The sequence below is a fragment of the Pseudoalteromonas sp. CR1 genome, from assembly GCF_019392235.1.
Taxonomy (GTDB): domain Bacteria; phylum Pseudomonadota; class Gammaproteobacteria; order Enterobacterales; family Alteromonadaceae; genus Pseudoalteromonas.
On the sequence record NZ_JAHXRM010000031.1, the window covers coordinates 1 to 16,246 of the forward strand.

Sequence of the window (16,246 nt, forward strand, 5' to 3'; positions counted from 1 at the left end):
TTGTAATAACTGCCTTGCTCGATGATATTGCGATTTGCTTGACCCAACGGCAATACCCAACTGATCTGCTATTTCTTTATCAAGCGTGTTTAATGATTTATCTAAAAAGTCGTCAAAGTTTGGTTTATTCATTTTCATACCACTCTTGTAATAACTGCCTTGCTCGATGATATTGCGATTTGCTTGACCCAACGGCAATACCCAACTGATCTGCTATTTCTTCATGTCGATAGCCTTCCACTGCAAACAACACAAACACCATGCGTGCGCGCTCAGGCAACCTAACAATTAACTTATCTAAGCCGTTTAAGCCTTTACAGTCTTTAGCCGATTGCTCATCCATGCCATTTTGTTCAATGCTAACGACTTTTTGCACCCAATTTTTTTGTTTACGTAAATAGTTAATCGCAATATTACTCGCCACACTGTGTAACCAAGTAGAAAACTGCGAACGACCATCAAACATCGCGATTTTGTGCCACACCTGAACAAACACTTCTTGCGCGGCATCTTCAGCGTGCGACTGGTCCGCTAATAAGCGTAAACATAAACCGTAAACGCGTTTAATATGTAACTGATAAAGCAGTGTGTATGCACTTTGATCACCCGACTTTACGCGCTCAATCAATGCATTTTCGCACTCAGCGGGCTGCTCGGGTTTAACGTGTAACATCCGTGATATCACCTTTTAATTATTATGGTATAGGTACCATTTCAAGTGTATTGATAAGTTAGACGCAATAACAGCGGTAAAAGGTTTGAATGAAATGAAAATAAATTTAAATAGTTTTAAATTCTAAATAAGAAGAGTATTAGGAGGCTTTATTACATTAATAATTAAAACACTGAATTTTAGGCACAAAAAAGCCGTGCTAAAGCACGGCTTTTGTCGCTTAATTTAAAATTAAGCTTCAGCGATTACGATTACTTTGATAGTAGCCGTTACGTCTGTGTGAACAGAAATTGATACGTCAAATTCACCAGTCTCACGGATAGTACCTAGAGGCAAACGAACTTCTGACTTAGCAACTTCAACACCAACAACTGAGATAGCGTCAGCGATGTCACGAGTACCGATTGAACCGAATAACTTACCTTCGTCACCAGCTTTAGATACTAAAGTAACTTCTGCTAATGCTTCTAGTTTTTCAGCGCGTGCTTGTGCAGCAACTAACTGGTCAGCGATTTTCGCTTCAAGTTCTGCGCGACGAGCGTCAAACGTTTCAATGTTAGCTTTAGTCGCAGGAACTGCCTTACCTTGAGGGAAAAGGAAGTTACGTGCGAAACCAGATTTAACTACAACCTGTTCACCTAGGCTACCTAGGTTAGCGATCTTATCTAGTAGAATAACTTGCATGTTTCTACACCTTTTAAAAACTGTTAATCCGCTGCTTACTTATGTAAGTCAGTGTATGGAAGAAGGGCTAAGTAGCGAGCACGCTTAATAGCAGTTGCTAGCTGGCGCTGGAATTTAGCGCTAGTACCTGTAATACGGCTAGGTACGATTTTGCCACTTTCTGTAACATAGTTTCTAAGAGTAGCTAGATCTTTGTAATCGATTTGTTGTACGCCTTCCGCTTTAAAGCGGCAGAACTTACGACGTCTGAAATAACGTGCCATGAGATTAATTCCTCAAATAATTCTTTCTATATGCTGAGCATGCAAAACCAATTGGCTAAGGCCGTTACGACCTTCGTGGCGATTTAAAAAACCACTCACTTGCAATGCCTGCCCAACGTGCAAATGTTGAGTCTGTTGTTGCATTTGCTTTCCACTGGCAACAACCTGAAGCTTTACATAACTATTACGGTTAAGGTCTGCTTCGGTTTGCATCGATTTATGTTCTAAAACAAAAATGCAATGCGGGATGCCAGCAGGGCTTTGGCTTAACTTGGGTGTTTTACAAACTACCCCAGATAAAACCAGCTGATTCATAAAAGGGCTAACCATTTATATTTACCGCCAGTTAAACGCCATGCTTGGACTCAAAACAATTAAGCAGCTGGTGCTTCTTTCTTCTCTTCTCTTGCAAGAGGAGACGCTTCAGTTACTGCAGATTTAGTGCGGATAACTAAGTTACGAAGCACTGCATCGTTGTAGCGGAAAGTAGTTTCTAGCTCGCTGATTACTTCAGTAGGTGCTTCAACGTTCATAAGAACATAATGAGCTTTATGAAGCTTGTTAATTGGGTAAGCCAATTGACGACGGCCCCAATCTTCAAGACGGTGGATTGAACCACCCGCTTCAGTGATAGAACCAGTATAACGTTCGATCATACCAGCAACTTGCTCACTCTGATCTGGGTGAACCATGAATACGATTTCGTAATGACGCATGGATATTCCTTACGGTTAATAGAGCCTTCTACCGTTTCGGCCGGTCGGTTTAAGGCAAGGAATTAATAGTTTAAAAGCCGAAATGAGCGCGCATTTTACGCTTAGTAGGATAATTAAGCAAGCAGGTTTTTTAAGCTTTAATAGATAAGTGTTAAAGCCACTAACATGGCATTACTATCCGCCCGCTTTATATCAACTGCTGCAATAAAGCTAAGTGTTTTGGGGTTTGTTAGTAGACGCCGAGCTTACTCGCATGAAAACGCAGCTTTAATAACTTAAACTTTACGCTTTCATCTAAAACATAAACATTTACTCAAATCTAAAGCCGTGCAATTATTAAGCAACACATTATTAAATAAGGATATTTATGAAGCTCTTATTACCACTTGCCTTGATACTTACTTTTAGCACCTCTTTTTTTAGCTATTCAAACACCGCTACAACCGATATAACCGTTGGTGAAAAAGTTGTTCTACAATCAAAAATACTTAACGAAGATAGACCTATCAGAATTTTTATACCTGACACTGTAAAAGACGACCAACCGCTTTATGTTATTTATTTACTTGATGGTGTTGAGCACTTTCATACGGCGTCTGGCGTTATAAAATCCCTTGTTGATTACGAGCAAATACCTAATGCCATGCTTGTTGCTATTGATACAACTAACCGCGTTCGTGATTACTTACCTAAAGTAGAAGGTGAGCCTAAAACTGAGTTTCAAACCTTTGTTAAAAATAAATGGCCGGAGGCTGGGCAAACCGACAACTTTTTAAAGTTTGTGTCTGACGAACTCATGCCCTACATAAACAGTAATTACTCAACTAACGGCTACAGCACTTTAATTGGTCACTCTAATGCAGGTACATTAGCGCTTTATACTTTAGTTAATCAGCCTAAATTATTTAACAACTACATCGCTATAAGCCCAAACAGTTGGTGGAGTGATGAAGAGTTAAAAAATAACATTATCAAATACACTAAACAGCCTAAAGGCGAACAAACCTTATTTATTAGTGTTGCAAGTGAAGGCGCCCGTTTTTATACAGGCGCATTAAATACGTTAGTCAATTTAGAACAACAAATGCCCACACAGCTTAAATGGGAATATAAGCATTACCCTACTTTTAGTCATATGGGCACTATACTTCCAGCCCTTAGCGATAGCCTCATTCACTTATTTAGCGACCTGATATTTAAAGTAACTGACGAGCACGGAAAATTCGCTGATGTATCGCTTATTACAGGTTACTACCAAGCACTGAGTGATAAGTACGGATTTGAGCTTAAAATTCCACAAGATGTGTACGTAGAGTTTGCCCATAGCCAGCAAAAATTTGGCAACACAAAAAAAGCGATAACTACCCTTAAACACTTTACTCGCGATTACCCTAATGCGGCTTACTCCCACATGAGGTTATCGCAAGGCTATACTGCAAATAAGCAGTTTAAAGAAGCCGTTACTAGCATGAAACATGCACTAAAGCTTGCTAAACAAAACTCGCGTGACCCACTGTTAATTGATGCACTACAAGATATGGTGAATGAAGCACAAGCCAATTTGTAACTGATTTAACGCAAAGCGCTTTTTAACTAACGATAGTAATTATGCGCTCGTCACGTCAGTAAGCGACACGCCTAAGGTGAAATTAAGCTCTGTGTTAAACTTTGCATGAAGACGCAGGGCCTGAAAAACGTCGATTTTAATTACTTCAGATCTAAACTAAAAAAATACAATCAATTACTTAACCCAAGTTCGCGCAGTGATTTTAAAGGATTTACCTGAGACTACTAAGCGCCTTAAATTTTTTAATAAGGAGGTATTTATATGCGAACATCAATATGGATGATATACAACTGTCAAAAAATAGAATTTGCTTTAACTCGATTTATTGAACTGAACAACGAACAAATAGAGCTTTGCTTTACTAACTTTGAAGATGCCCAGCAAATAGCAAACCCTATTGGAAGTTGGATTACAGATAAAATATTTAAACCAGGTGATTGGATCTCTTCAGGTAACCCACCCCCAATGAGTTGTAGTTACTTAGTTATAAAAAACTCATATTCAAATGAAAACTCACAATATATAGTTGAATTAATTACTCTTTGCTTAAGGCTAACTTTTCCGCCACCTGTAATAATTTCAAAAGCAGGTACCTATATTGAAAAAGCAGTAATTATAAACCCTATCTGGAATAATATCCCTAGCCCCTTGAGAGCGAGCCAAGCGGTACTTGATAATCGAGAGTTAGATAAATTCACTGAGCTACTCTCTAATTTCAATGCTAAGCCTGATTATAGATATCCCTACTTTGAAGAAATATTCAAAATAGCTGAAATTGGAGACGTCTTTATAGAGGCTTTATGCTTATGGGCATTTATAGAAGGCTTTTGGAATACAAACATAGGTGATAGCGTATTAGATCAATCCTTATCAAACATGCTCAGAATTGATAGGTTTCCAGGTGCAAAGAAAAGAGATCCTCGTGTAGTATCCATAAGGAAAAAAATTATTGAACAAAATGAAGTGATAGGAGCAAAGAAAGTTGAAGAACTTAGAAATATTCTTGCCCATGGCTCATATTTAAAGTTAGAAAACACATGGAAAGAAGCTCAGTGGACAGCTATATATGCTCAGAGAGATTTATTGCTAGAAACAGTATTACAAGCGCTAGTGGAACATAATCTAAAAAGTTAAGAACGTTCCTTTGTACTATTTAAACCGATGCTTAAAATAAACATCGGTTTTAACTGAAAGCTGATAGCTAAAAACTGACCGCTTGCCTTTATCACTTTCCTATCGCCTCTTTGGCGAATAAGTGTTTTATTGGACCTAGGTTATCAACGAGTGACAGGCCGACTCCACGTATTAGTTTTTTAACTGGGTTTGCGCCTTCAAATAACTCTTTTAGCCCTTGCATCATGGCTATGTGTTTTTGTGCATCGAGCTTGCGGGTACGCTCGTAATCGCGAAGGGTTCGGGTGCTTGCAAACTCTTTAGTTTCGTTGCTTAACAGCTCAATTAAGTAAGCGGCGTCTTTTAGGCCTAGGTTCATACCCAGCCCTGCCAGTGGGTGAATGGTATGTGCTGCATCACCCATTAACACCACCTTGCCATTAACCCATTGTTGGGCGTAACGCATTTTAAGTGGAAAGGCTACGCGCTTACTTTGCACTTCACATAAACCGCATTGGCTATCTATGGCGGCCATTACCGCTTTATTAAAGGCGGTGTCGTCCATTGCTAGCAATTCATCACAGTGGTTAGGGCTAGTAGACCACACAATTGAATGGGTATGCTCATCGCTCAGTGGTAAAAACGCTAGCGGCCCGGTTGGTAAAAACACTTGGCGGGCAGTATTTCCGTGTGACTCTTTAGTTTTTACTGTAGCAACCAATGCATGGTGATCGTAATCTTTAAAGCTGAGCGCCATATTAAATTGTTTACGAATGGCTGAATTTGCGCCATCAGCCGCCACCAGTAGCTTTGCAATAATAGGCTCGCCGCTTTTAAGGGTTATAAATACGTCTGATTCACCCTGGTGTATTTGCTGATATTCGGTATCAAACATTAGCGTTGCACTACTTTGCTGCTCAAGCGCTTTTATAAGTGCAAAGCGAATAATATCGTTTTCAACTATATGGCCTAAATGGTCGAGCTCAAGTTGTTCGTTATTAAAGGTTATTTTACCAAAGCTGTCGGCATCACGAACATCCATACGCGTATAGGCACACGCTCGCTCTGCTACTATATGTGGCCATACGTTTAGCTGCTCTAATAATGTTTGGCTTGCAATACTCAATGCGCTTACGCGTAAACCGTATTCATTATTTGGAGGGGCTTGTGTTGATGCCGCATCGAGTACCACTACACTAATATTAGCCTTAGCTAAGCCCAAAGCTAACGTTAGCCCTACGCAACCACCACCAACAATACAAACCTGTGTTTGCTTCATAAACGTGAACCTTGTTTAACTTGCCCCATTAGCTGTTTTGCTAATGGGGCTTTTAATGCGGGAAATAAATCCATCGAAAACAAGCCAATACTACGACCTAGCGCTAATACTCGAGATGAATTTGAAAATAACCTCACTAATGCATCAGTTAAGGTCATCACCGTATTTATATCTTGGCGGCGCAACTGTTCGTACTCGCGTGTAAACGCATAGCTCCCTAACTCATTAGGGCTATTGGCAATTAAGTCACTCAGTACTTGTACATCACGCAGGCCTAAATTAAAGCCTTGCCCCGCAATAGGATGAATAGCATGGGCGGCATTACCAATAACCACCGTTCGATGAGCTATTAGCGATTCGGCTTGCCCATAAACCAGCGGGTAGCTTGCGCGCATGCCTACTTTAACAAATTGCCCTGCGCGGTAACCAAAGGCTGATTGTAATGCACTTAAAAACTCGATTTCATTTAAAGCCATATACGAATCGGTTTGGCTTTTTTTCATACACCATACTAATGAATAACGGTTGTTACTCATTGGTAATAGTGCCATTGGGCCATGCTGGGTAAAGCGCTCAAAGGCATGGTTATTATGTCCTGCAGCTACTTCTATATTGGCGATAATAGCGCCTTGCTCATAAGGCTGGGTATTAAAATTAAGGCCCATTAGTTGGCGTGTCGGAGATTGCGCGCCATCGGCTACAATAATTAGCTTAGCGTTAAGTTGTTCGCCACTTTGCAAAGTAAGTGCGTTGCTATGCAGCGTTTGTTTTATATCGGTTACGCTATCGGGGCAAAATAAACTCATGTTTGATTGCACTAATCGCTGATAAAGCGCGCGCCCAAACGGATTAACCTCAACAACATACCCTAAAGAGGGTTTAGCAAATTCATCACACTGTATATGGGTTTTACCAAAATGCCCTTTGTCTGACACACTCACTTTTTTTATGGCCGCTGCATAGGGAGCATTTATTTCAAATAAATTGAGGCTTTGTAAATACTCTACCGATTGCTGGGCAAGTGCGATGCTTCTGTCATCAAAGCTTGGGTGATAATCGGTGGTTACTTGATTTGCTTCAATCACTGCAATATTTAAGCTGGGATTTTTTTTACTTATACTCAGTGCACAACTCGCGCCGACTAACCCACCACCAATTACTACAACATCAAACTGCTTAGCCACTTTACTCTCCAAGCTTATGCGTTTTTAGCGCTTTGCATTAGCGCTTCTATTTCACTGATTGTTTTAGGCACGTTAATGGTTAAGTTGTCGAAGCCCGACTCGGTAACGAGTAAGTTATCTTCTATACGAATACCAATACCTTTGTATTTTTGTGGCGCGTTTGAGTCTTCGCTAATGTAAAGCCCAGGCTCTATAGTTAAGACCATCCCGGGTTCAAATGATCGCTCAACGTTATTTATTTTATAGTCGCCTACGTCGTGCACATCTAACCCCAGCCAATGCCCAAGGCCATGCATGTAATAGTCTTTACATGCCTGCTGCGCCATTAGTTCATCAAAGTCGCCGGTTAAAATACCTAAATCAAGCAAACCTTGGGTTAATACTTCCATTGCTAATTTATTGGCATGCGACATAAACCCGCCGGGTTTAATTTCTTCAAAAGCCACTTCTTGTGCTTTAAGTACAATGTTATAAAGCGCGGCTTGCTGTTCGTTAAACTTGCCATTTACGGGAAAAGTACGCGTAATATCGGCGGCATAGCCTTGCAGCTCACAACCTGAGTCAATTAATACTAGGTCGCCATTTTTAAGCACATCGCTATTTTGCGTGTAGTGCAAAATATTAGCGTTATCACCGCTTCCTACTATTGTGCCGTAAGCTGGATGGGGCGCACCGTTCATTGCGTAATGATGATGAAGCTCTGCTTCTAATTGAAATTCAGTTGCCCCTGCATGTGAAAAGCGCATAGCACGCATGTGTCCACGGGCGCTAATCTGACAGGCTTCTCGCATTACCTCTATTTCGCCCGGCGATTTAAACAAACGCATTTCATGAATAAGGCCGCGTATTTCTTTTAACGTACTGGGTGCTTTAAGGCCTTTTCGAGTACCACTTCGCAAAGTGCCTAATAACGAAAACACTTTACTATCAAATGAAGCATAAGCGCCTTGTGCAAAATAAATCGCATTTTTAGCATTTAGCAGTTCAAGCAGCTGCTCTTCTAAATCACTTAATGGGTAGGCTTCGTCAAATAAATAGTCGCTTTTAGCTTTATCAAAACCAACACGGCGGCCATGCCAAATTTCAGCTAATTTGTCTTTATCAAGACAAAAAAGGGTACTGGGTGTATCGCTGTTATTACAAAGCACGAGTACAGCATCGGGCTCGTTAAAACCGGTTAAATAAAAAAAGTCGCTGTCTTGTCTGAAAGCATATTCAGTATCACGGCTTCGCGTTACTTCACTAGCAGCCGGGATCAGCGCAATGCTGTTATCATCCATTTGTGCAAGTAGGCGCTCTCTGCGTGCTTTAAACTCTGACTTTTGTATTTCAACCATTATTAGCTAACCCGTAGTACTTTTTTAATTAAGTTTAGTGAAGCGTTTTTTTATCATTTTGGCTGCTTTGCTCTTTACCCAGCTCGGCAAAACAAAGTAGTGCCGATACACGTACATATTCAATCACTTCGTGCAGTGCGTTAGCATCTTCTTCAGTTTCTTCGAAAGTCGTATCTAGGCGTGTTATTTCGCTAAAGTCGCTAATAACTTCTTTCACGTCGGCCGACAGCTTACCGTAGTCTTTTTGCTTTAAACCAAAACCAAGCATAAATCCCGATACCCATGATACGAGGCCATTAGCCTGATCGATGAGTGTTTCGTCATCACTTGGTAAAAATAAATCAAACTGAAATTCTTCATCATTAAAGCTTGCAACAACTTGCTTATAAATAGTGCCAAAAAACGTTTTTAAACCGTTACCGAACGATTCACCATCGTTAAATACATCGCTTAAAAGGCCTAGGTACTCTTTGTCATCAATGCTTAGACCGCATGCTAATAAACCACTAATAACGCCATGCGCTTCGGCAGGAGAGACAAATATTTCGTTTTTTTCTAAAAGTAGTTGGGCTTTTTCGTAATCTGGTAAATCGTTCATAATCAAGTCTTCGCTTTGCTAGTTAAAGCAATGCTACCACTCGATAAAAAGCAACTCCAATTAATTGTATGATCAAGCTCAAAAACCACGCAATAAAGTAAACAGTGAGTTAAAGATGCAGAAAAACTAAGCGAACAACTTAATTTTTTACGTTTTGGGTTTAAGGATTGGACTATGTCTTATATACTTAATTTGTTCCCTGGGATACTGGAGCTGGGTTAAGTCCCTGAGCCGATAAATTTTATACCAGGGTTTCTGTTCGTCTACTATTGTGCAAGCTTGGCATGTACCGAGAAGCCTACGGTAAACCGCAGATTCCCGCCCTGAAACCTTCTGGTTTCAGGACTGAAACCGAGTACCGTATCTTGGGGAACATCATTATCTAACTGCGTTCTCTCACGAACATACAAACTTCTTCATCTATCTACGCTTATCTATCTAACGAAAAAAACTCTCAATTTTGTACAGCTAAAAACAAAAAAGCTGCAGGCAATTGAATACCTACAGCTTTTGTATTAACCCGTTTTAATATTATTTAAACCAGCCCTGAAAACGTTCCATCAACATGTAATTGACTGGGACTAGCAATAAAGTAATAAAGGTCGCAAAAATAATCCCAAACCCTAAACTTACCGCCATAGGTATTAAAAACTGCGCCTGGGTTGCCTTTTCAAACAGCAATGGCATTAAACCAATAAAAGTGGTTAAACTGGTGAGCATAACCGGTCGAAAGCGCGATGCGCCAGCGAGTTTAACTGCCTCTATTAAATCGCCACCTTCGCTGCGTTTTTTATTGATGAAATCGACCAATACAAGCGAATCATTCACTACCACGCCTATTAACGCAAGCATACCTAGTAAGCTCATAATGGTTAAATCCATACCCATTATCCAATGCCCGACTACAGCGCCAATCATGCCAAATGGAATAACGCTCATAACAATAATTGGTTGCAGGTATGACTTAAACGGAATAGCTAATAGTGCATAAATAATGAAAAATACAAACACTAACGCCCAAGCCAATGACCCAAACGACTCTCTTTGCTCTTTGGCTTCACCTTCAAGTTTATAGTCAACACCCGGATATTGTTGCATTAGTTCGTCTAGGTATTGTGCTAGGTCGGCTTGAAGCACCGTCATGTTGGTGTTGTTTTTTTCTATATCAGCCGTCACGTTTAGTGTGCGGTAACGATCAATACGGTTTATGGTCGATGGGCTTTGCCCTGCCGTAAGTGTTGCCACGTGCGACAATGGCACAGAGCCGCCATCGGGGGTGTTAATTAGTATATTTTGTAAATCAGCTATCGAGCGGCGCTCATCGATAGGCAAGCGCACCATTACACGCACGTCGTCTCGTCCACGCTGAATTCGCTGAACCTGCGAGCCAAAAAACGAATTACGCACTTGTCCTGCTACATTTACACGGTTTAAACCAAGCGCTAAACCTTGTTGTGTAAGCTCTATACGCAACTCTTCTTTACCATCAGACATACTATCGGCAATATCAAACACCGTAGGATACGTTGCTAAACGGTTTTTAATGTTATCAGCAACATCTTGTAATATTGTTAGTGAAGTACCACTTAGTTGAACGTCTATTGGGTCTGAGCTTCGGCCAATTTCAGCTCTAAATGTTAGGCTTTCAGCACCAGGAATCACACCAATTAAATCGCGCCATTCACTAGCAAGCTCCCGCGAACCTATATCTGACTCACGCTTTTCTGCAGGTGTAATCTCAAAGCGTACCGCGCCAGAGTTTGACACACCGCCACGTCCGCCAGTAGTCGCTAGTATATTTAAAATAACGCTTTCGCCTGTATCAGGGTCGCGATATTTGTCTTGTAATTGCTGCGCCTTTTCAGACATATCAATCACGTATTTATTAGTTACTTCAAACGGTGTACCTGTTGGCAGTGTTAGATTAACTCGTACAGTTTCGCTCGGAATTCGTGGGAAAAAGATAAACTTAGTCCAACCACTGGTGATCATGGTTAAAATAATAAAAAATACTCCAACAAATAAACTGACCGTTGCTAGTTTATGGCGTAAAGCAGTGTTTAATATAGGTTGGTAATATTTTAAAATTGCACTTTCAAAGCCATCTGCAAAGCGTTGCTGAATCGCTTCAAGCTTTGATGGTTCACCTTTTTGGTGGCGTAATTTTATGTATTTTAAATGTGCTGGTAATACAAATTTAGATTCAATTAGCGAAAACAGTAACACCGGAATAACCACTACCGGAATTTGTGCAAATAAGGCGCCCCGCGCCCCTTCAATAAATGCTAAAGGTAAAAAGGCAGCAACGGTCGTCAGTACACCAAAGGTTACGGGAGTAGCCACTTCTTGAGTACCTAATATAGCAGCTTGCTCACCCGATTTAGCCGTTTTAAAATGGGTATACACGTTTTCGCCGGTTACTATGGCGTCATCAACCACAATACCAAGTACTAAAATAAAGCCGAATAGGCTCATTATATTTAACGTTACACCAAAAATTGGCATCGCAATAAATGCACCCATAAACGATACAGGAATACCAATAAACACCCAAAATGCAATTGCTGGGCGTAAAAATAGCGTGAGCAGTGCCAGTACTAAAATACCCCCTTGTAAAGCATTACTGGTTAAAGTGGCAATACGGCTTTTAACTAATTCTGAGTCGTCGTCCCAATAACTTAGTTTAAAACCTTGTGGTAGCGTGGCTTGTTGCTCTTGAATATAATTTTTAACATCGTCAGCCACGGTTATCGCACTTTGCGGGCCAATTCGGTAAACGTCTATAAACGCCGCTTGCTTACCATTAAAACGGGTGCGTACTGGCGTTTCTTCAAAATCGTCTTTAATTGTAGCAATATCACCTAAGCGAATAATTGTTCCGTCGGCTTGGTTTTTTACGACTATGCTAGCAAATTCGTCTTTACGATAAGCCTGCCCTTTTGAGCTAATTAGTACATCGCCGCCTTCTGTTTTTAAGTTACCAGCAGAAATATCAGAACTTGAATTAGCAATAGCACTCGATATTTGCGCAAGGCTTAGGTTGTACTGGCGAAGTGTGTCTTGGCTAACTTCAATGGCTAACTCGTAGTCTCGTACACCACTTAGCTCTACCTGTGTTACGTTAGGTAAGCGAAGTATTTGATCTCGTACTTTTTCGGCATATTCACGTGTTTCTTTTTCGCCGTAATCGCTTGATACGGTAACAGCTATTACTTCTCTTTTACGCTCAGCCAGCGCAACAATCGGTTTTTCTGCATCACCAGGAAACGTATTAATTGCATCTACTCGGCTTTTAATATCAGCTAATAACTCACGAGGATCGTAACCGCTTTCAACCTCAATCGTTACAGAGCCTGATCCCTCTGACGAGCGGCTAAATATTTGTTTAATACCCTCTAAGTCTTGCACCGCTTCTTCTATACGAATAGTCACGCCCTGCTCTACATCTTCAGGGGTTGCACCACGCAGGCTAACACCTACGCTTATCATATCGGTTTCAAACGACGGAAATACTTCCAGTGGTATTTTACTAGATAGACTAAATAGTCCCGACAACAACAAAGTTACTAACAATAAGTTGGCAGCAACATGGTTTTTGGTAAACCAAGCAATCATGCTTTATCTCCTTGCTTGGCCGCGCGACGTTTTTTTATTAACTCTTCAACACTTATACCAAGCTCTTTTGCTTTTTGCTCTAGCTGCTCACGAGTCGGACGCTTACTTTTAGATGCTTTTTCTTTTGGCTGCGCACCTAAAATACTCACTTTAGTGCCTGAACTTACTTGCCCTAGCGGCGTAACAACTAATTTATCATTCGCTTTTAAACCGGTTTTGATCATTGCTTGGTTGGCGTTTTGCCATGCAAAAGTAACGTCTTTACGCTTTAATACGTCACCTTCAACTACATAAACATAGGTGCCTTGATAAATTGTACTGTTAGGAATGATCAACGCATTTTGCACCGTTTTACCCGCTATTTGCGCTTTTATGTATTGCCCTATTTTAATGGGATACTGATTACTAGCGGTCGATTTATATGGGTCGTCTATTTTTGCCACCACGTATAGTTGCTGCGCGTTTTCGTCAATTGCGCCCTCGGTACGTGCCAGTTGACCCTGCCATGTTTGCTCACCCACTAAATCAGAACTAAATTTAACTAACGAACCCGCTTGGTTTTTAGCACCATCACGGTATTGCTCTGGCAGGTTAACAAACGAAAGGTCTTTATTTTTTATTGGTAAGCGAATTTCAACACTATCAATAGCGTAAATAGTGGCAAGTTGGGTATTGTTACTCACTACTTGACCTAAATCGACACTGCGACTCAGTATGCGCCCAGCATAAGGCGCAGTAACCTTTGTACGCTCTAAATCAAGCTCTGCTTTTTCAAGGCTAGCCTGAGCCGATAGCACTTGTGCTTGCGCCGCTGCTAATTGCGGCTCACGTAATACCAGGCTGCTGGCTTGGCTTGAACCACCAAGACGCTTCCAATCAGTCAGTGCTTGTTGCCCGCGAGCTTTTTCTTCCAGTAAGCTTTGCTCTGCTGTGAGCAAGTTAGCTTGCGCAGATTTAACCTCTGCCTGATGATCTCTATCATCTAGTTTTAATAACACGTCGCCTTTTTCAAAAAAGCCACCTTCTCTAAACTCATCACTCACCTCAGTTATTTGCCCAGATGCTTGAGCAACAAGTAAGCTTTGAGTTCTTGGTTTTACCGTACCGTAGCTGTCTATCATTACTTGATAGCTTTGAGGCACAAGCTCAAGTACAGACACACTAATTGCTGCTTTTGGTGCTGAGCCAAAACGTCTCGCCTCTGGCGGATTACTCTTAATAAAAAACACAATTAAAAGAGCGGCAACAACAACCGCGGCTGGAATAATAATTTTAGCTGTTTTAGTTTTCATCGTTATTGCTCTTTAAGTCGCCTGACGGTTTTTCAAAATCACCACCAAGGGCAACATGTAGGTTGATTCTATTTGCGATTAATTGATTTTTAATTTGTATTAATGAACTTTGCGCATCAAATGAGCGACCTTGTGCATCAAGTACCGTGGTATAAGTTACTAAGCCACTTTGATATTGCTCAAACGATAACTGCTCGGCAGCAAGTGCATTTTTTTGTGCTTCAAGGGTGCTGGTGTACTGCGCTTTTAAAGACTGCTGCTGCGATATTGCATTTTCTACATCAGCAAATGCATCGTACAAGGTTTGTAAATATTGCTGTTCTTGCTTTTGTGTATTCAGGCGCGCAATTTCTTCATTGGCTTGTAAACGACCGCCCTCAAAAATAGGTGCCGAGATACTTCCGAGTAAAGACCATGCAAGGCTTGCAGGGGAAAACAAATCACTCACTCTGCCGGTACTATCACTTAAGCTTGCCGTTAAGTTTAAGCTCGGAAAGCGCTGCTTATGTGCATAAGCCAGTGACGCATCAGTAGCTAATAACTCGTACCAACTGGCAAGTAATGCGGGCTTTCGAGTAATGAGTTCTGAAGGAATTCCAACTGGGATTTCGGTCTCAATAACCGGTAAGTCAGTACTTGCTGCAATGGCCCCTTTTGGGTACTCACCTAATAAGCGCTCAAGCACTCTTGCTGCACTTGATAGACTCGCTGTTTGAGTGGCAATGCGTGAGCGTTCGTTATTAAGCTCATTGCGGGCTAAATAAACATCAAGCGCCTCGTTAATACCTTGGCGATAACCCGACTCAATTATATCGAGGTTTTGCTTAGCATTTTCTTCACGGCGCTTATATAAATCGAGTAACTGCTGCGCAGACACAACATCAAACCAGCCTTTTACAACATCTGAAACGAGTTGTTGTTTTGCTTGTTCAAAACGCGATTTTTGCGCTAAATAAGAAAGGTTAGCCTCACGCTTTGAATCCGACAGCTTGCCCCACAAGTCAACCTCGTAATTTAAGTTTAAGCTTACCGAGCTAGCATTGTTATAACTAACAGGCCGGTTATTTTTACTACGGCTAGTACGCGTAGATAAATCCAAACTTGGCCATAGCGCTGCCCCTGTTGCTATAAGTTGCTGCTTAGTAATTGCAACATCGTAGCTATTTTGTAAAAGTTGTTGGTTGTTTTTAAGCGCCTGTTCAACATATTTTGTCAGTAGCGGAGTGTTTAGTTGCATTAACCATTCATCTTCCACTTTCAAAACTGAACTTGCTGCTTGTTGTGACCACTGCTGCGGAAGAGCGTTCGGCGCTTGTTCGCGCTGCGAAGGATTTAAGTTACTCGCACAGCCACTGAGCAGCATCACACTAAGTGCCAATAAAGTTGGCTTGCATTGCCAAATCATAATTTAACCTGAATTACTGCTATTTGTGAATGTAATTCAAGCACCTTGACTAATTTTGCTCAACTTACTTTACATAACATTACATAGCTAGCGGTGAGTAAACGAATAATTAAGTTATACGGCAAAAATGATTAAATGATCAGCAACAGTGCAAATAAACACACTAATCAAAAACTCCAATATTTAGCTTACAAACAAACAGCCCATAAAAGTTATTAAAAATTTTATAGGCGTTTTAAAGTTGCAAAAATACAAACAACAAAACGTAATAGGCAAATTTTTAATTTAAAGATAAGTGATCAACACTACAGAATAAGTAGGTTACTTAAGCAGACTGCTGATTGCAGTACATTGAAATTACTGTTGAATGAATGGTGCCGACTAACCGAGTCGAACCGGGTAACTTATACAGACTACTGATTAAAGTACATTGAAATTACTGTTGAATGAATGGTGCCGACTAACCGAGTCGAACTGGGTAACTTATACAGACTACTGATTACAGTGCATTGAAATTACT

General features: G+C 40.8%; 14 protein-coding genes, 1 other RNA gene and 1 pseudogene. 3 read left to right on the forward strand and 13 right to left on the reverse strand.

Annotated features, from left to right (window positions below):
* From KZZ04_RS21315 to rpsF, 6 genes and pseudogenes are all read right to left on the reverse strand, one after another.
* Nucleotides 1-75, reverse strand: a pseudogene (locus KZZ04_RS21315) (sigma factor-like helix-turn-helix DNA-binding protein); the annotation flags it as partial.
* Nucleotides 76-124: 49 nt separating this feature from the next.
* Nucleotides 125-673, reverse strand: a complete 549-nt coding sequence (locus KZZ04_RS18180) for an RNA polymerase sigma factor (protein ID WP_219423638.1) — start codon at nucleotides 671-673, stop codon at nucleotides 125-127.
* Between the two features lie 231 nt (nucleotides 674-904).
* Complete coding sequence (gene rplI, locus KZZ04_RS18185) at nucleotides 905-1,357, reverse strand: 50S ribosomal protein L9 (protein ID WP_219423640.1); 453 nt, start codon at nucleotides 1,355-1,357, stop codon at nucleotides 905-907.
* A 35-nt stretch (nucleotides 1,358-1,392) separates the two neighbouring features.
* Entirely contained in the window at nucleotides 1,393-1,620 is a 228-nt protein-coding gene (rpsR, locus tag KZZ04_RS18190; RefSeq protein ID WP_006793721.1) for a 30S ribosomal protein S18, read from the reverse strand.
* Nucleotides 1,621-1,632: 12 nt separating this feature from the next.
* Nucleotides 1,633-1,950, reverse strand: coding sequence for a primosomal replication protein N (priB, locus tag KZZ04_RS18195; protein ID WP_006793722.1), 318 nt, complete (start codon nucleotides 1,948-1,950; stop codon nucleotides 1,633-1,635).
* 44 nt (nucleotides 1,951-1,994) lie between these two features.
* Nucleotides 1,995-2,336 carry a 30S ribosomal protein S6 gene (gene rpsF, locus KZZ04_RS18200; RefSeq protein ID WP_006793724.1) on the reverse strand — a complete coding sequence of 114 codons (342 nt, stop codon included), beginning with the start codon at nucleotides 2,334-2,336 and terminating at the stop codon, nucleotides 1,995-1,997.
* Nucleotides 2,337-2,703: 367 nt separating this feature from the next.
* On the opposite strand from rpsF, the gene KZZ04_RS18205 reads away from it, so the two are divergent.
* Both KZZ04_RS18205 and KZZ04_RS18210 read left to right on the forward strand, forming a co-directional pair.
* Entirely contained in the window at nucleotides 2,704-3,903 is a 1,200-nt protein-coding gene (locus tag KZZ04_RS18205; protein WP_219423642.1) for an alpha/beta hydrolase-fold protein, read from the forward strand.
* A gap of 261 nt (nucleotides 3,904-4,164) precedes the next feature.
* Nucleotides 4,165-5,037: a hypothetical protein gene (locus KZZ04_RS18210; protein ID WP_219423645.1), complete on the forward strand. Its 873-nt coding sequence runs from the start codon at nucleotides 4,165-4,167 to the stop codon at nucleotides 5,035-5,037.
* A 91-nt stretch (nucleotides 5,038-5,128) separates the two neighbouring features.
* Here the strand turns inward: KZZ04_RS18210 and KZZ04_RS18215 are convergent, their stop codons facing one another.
* From KZZ04_RS18215 to KZZ04_RS18230, 4 genes are read right to left on the reverse strand one after another with little or no spacing between them, the layout of a single operon-like run.
* Nucleotides 5,129-6,295 carry an FAD-dependent monooxygenase gene (locus KZZ04_RS18215; protein ID WP_219423647.1) on the reverse strand — a complete coding sequence of 389 codons (1,167 nt, stop codon included), beginning with the start codon at nucleotides 6,293-6,295 and terminating at the stop codon, nucleotides 5,129-5,131.
* Nucleotides 6,292-7,479 carry a 2-octaprenyl-6-methoxyphenyl hydroxylase gene (ubiH, locus tag KZZ04_RS18220; protein WP_219423649.1) on the reverse strand — a complete coding sequence of 396 codons (1,188 nt, stop codon included), beginning with the start codon at nucleotides 7,477-7,479 and terminating at the stop codon, nucleotides 6,292-6,294. The genes KZZ04_RS18215 and ubiH overlap by 4 nt, the downstream gene beginning before the upstream one ends.
* Nucleotides 7,480-7,493: 14 nt before the next feature.
* The gene (gene pepP / locus KZZ04_RS18225; protein WP_219423650.1) at nucleotides 7,494-8,816 is read right to left on the reverse strand and encodes a Xaa-Pro aminopeptidase; all 1,323 of its coding nucleotides are present in this window, start codon (nucleotides 8,814-8,816) and stop codon (nucleotides 7,494-7,496) included.
* 34 nt (nucleotides 8,817-8,850) lie between these two features.
* Complete coding sequence (locus tag KZZ04_RS18230) at nucleotides 8,851-9,414, reverse strand: UPF0149 family protein (RefSeq protein ID WP_058405129.1); 564 nt, start codon at nucleotides 9,412-9,414, stop codon at nucleotides 8,851-8,853.
* 193 nt (nucleotides 9,415-9,607) lie between these two features.
* Between KZZ04_RS18230 and ssrS the strand changes: the two genes are divergently transcribed.
* Nucleotides 9,608-9,790, forward strand: a non-coding RNA gene (ssrS, locus tag KZZ04_RS18235) — 6S RNA.
* A gap of 155 nt (nucleotides 9,791-9,945) precedes the next feature.
* Here the strand turns inward: ssrS and KZZ04_RS18240 are convergent.
* The 3 genes from KZZ04_RS18240 to KZZ04_RS18250 are packed head-to-tail and all read right to left on the reverse strand — an operon-like array spanning nucleotide 9,946 to nucleotide 15,726.
* The gene (locus KZZ04_RS18240; RefSeq protein WP_219423652.1) at nucleotides 9,946-13,029 is read right to left on the reverse strand and encodes an efflux RND transporter permease subunit; all 3,084 of its coding nucleotides are present in this window, start codon (nucleotides 13,027-13,029) and stop codon (nucleotides 9,946-9,948) included.
* Nucleotides 13,026-14,321 (reverse strand): efflux RND transporter periplasmic adaptor subunit, encoded by a 1,296-nt coding sequence (locus tag KZZ04_RS18245; RefSeq protein WP_219423654.1) that lies wholly within the window; start codon nucleotides 14,319-14,321, stop codon nucleotides 13,026-13,028. Before KZZ04_RS18245 ends, KZZ04_RS18240 begins: the two co-directional genes overlap by 4 nt.
* Nucleotides 14,311-15,726, reverse strand: coding sequence for an efflux transporter outer membrane subunit (locus KZZ04_RS18250; RefSeq protein WP_219423656.1), 1,416 nt, complete (start codon nucleotides 15,724-15,726; stop codon nucleotides 14,311-14,313). The genes KZZ04_RS18245 and KZZ04_RS18250 overlap by 11 nt, the downstream gene beginning before the upstream one ends.
* Nucleotides 15,727-16,246: the final 520 nt, after the last annotated feature.

Bases quoted from the DNA above. Each gene is read 5' to 3' on its own strand.
- KZZ04_RS18180 (WP_219423638.1), bottom strand. From the start codon at position 673: ATGTTACACGTTAAACCCGAGCAGCCCGCTGAGTGCGAAAATGCATTG.
- rplI (WP_219423640.1), bottom strand. From the start codon at position 1,357: ATGCAAGTTATTCTACTAGATAAGATCGCTAACCTAGGTAGCCTAGGT.
- rpsR (WP_006793721.1), bottom strand. From the start codon at position 1,620: ATGGCACGTTATTTCAGACGTCGTAAGTTCTGCCGCTTTAAAGCGGAA.
- priB (WP_006793722.1), bottom strand. From the start codon at position 1,950: ATGGTTAGCCCTTTTATGAATCAGCTGGTTTTATCTGGGGTAGTTTGT.
- rpsF (WP_006793724.1), bottom strand. From the start codon at position 2,336: ATGCGTCATTACGAAATCGTATTCATGGTTCACCCAGATCAGAGTGAG.
- KZZ04_RS18205 (WP_219423642.1), top strand. From the start codon at position 2,704: ATGAAGCTCTTATTACCACTTGCCTTGATACTTACTTTTAGCACCTCT.
- KZZ04_RS18210 (WP_219423645.1), top strand. From the start codon at position 4,165: ATGCGAACATCAATATGGATGATATACAACTGTCAAAAAATAGAATTT.
- KZZ04_RS18215 (WP_219423647.1), bottom strand. From the start codon at position 6,295: ATGAAGCAAACACAGGTTTGTATTGTTGGTGGTGGTTGCGTAGGGCTA.
- pepP (WP_219423650.1), bottom strand. From the start codon at position 8,816: ATGGTTGAAATACAAAAGTCAGAGTTTAAAGCACGCAGAGAGCGCCTA.
- KZZ04_RS18230 (WP_058405129.1), bottom strand. From the start codon at position 9,414: ATGAACGATTTACCAGATTACGAAAAAGCCCAACTACTTTTAGAAAAA.
- KZZ04_RS18240 (WP_219423652.1), bottom strand. From the start codon at position 13,029: ATGATTGCTTGGTTTACCAAAAACCATGTTGCTGCCAACTTATTGTTA.
- KZZ04_RS18245 (WP_219423654.1), bottom strand. From the start codon at position 14,321: ATGAAAACTAAAACAGCTAAAATTATTATTCCAGCCGCGGTTGTTGTT.
- KZZ04_RS18250 (WP_219423656.1), bottom strand. From the start codon at position 15,726: ATGATTTGGCAATGCAAGCCAACTTTATTGGCACTTAGTGTGATGCTG.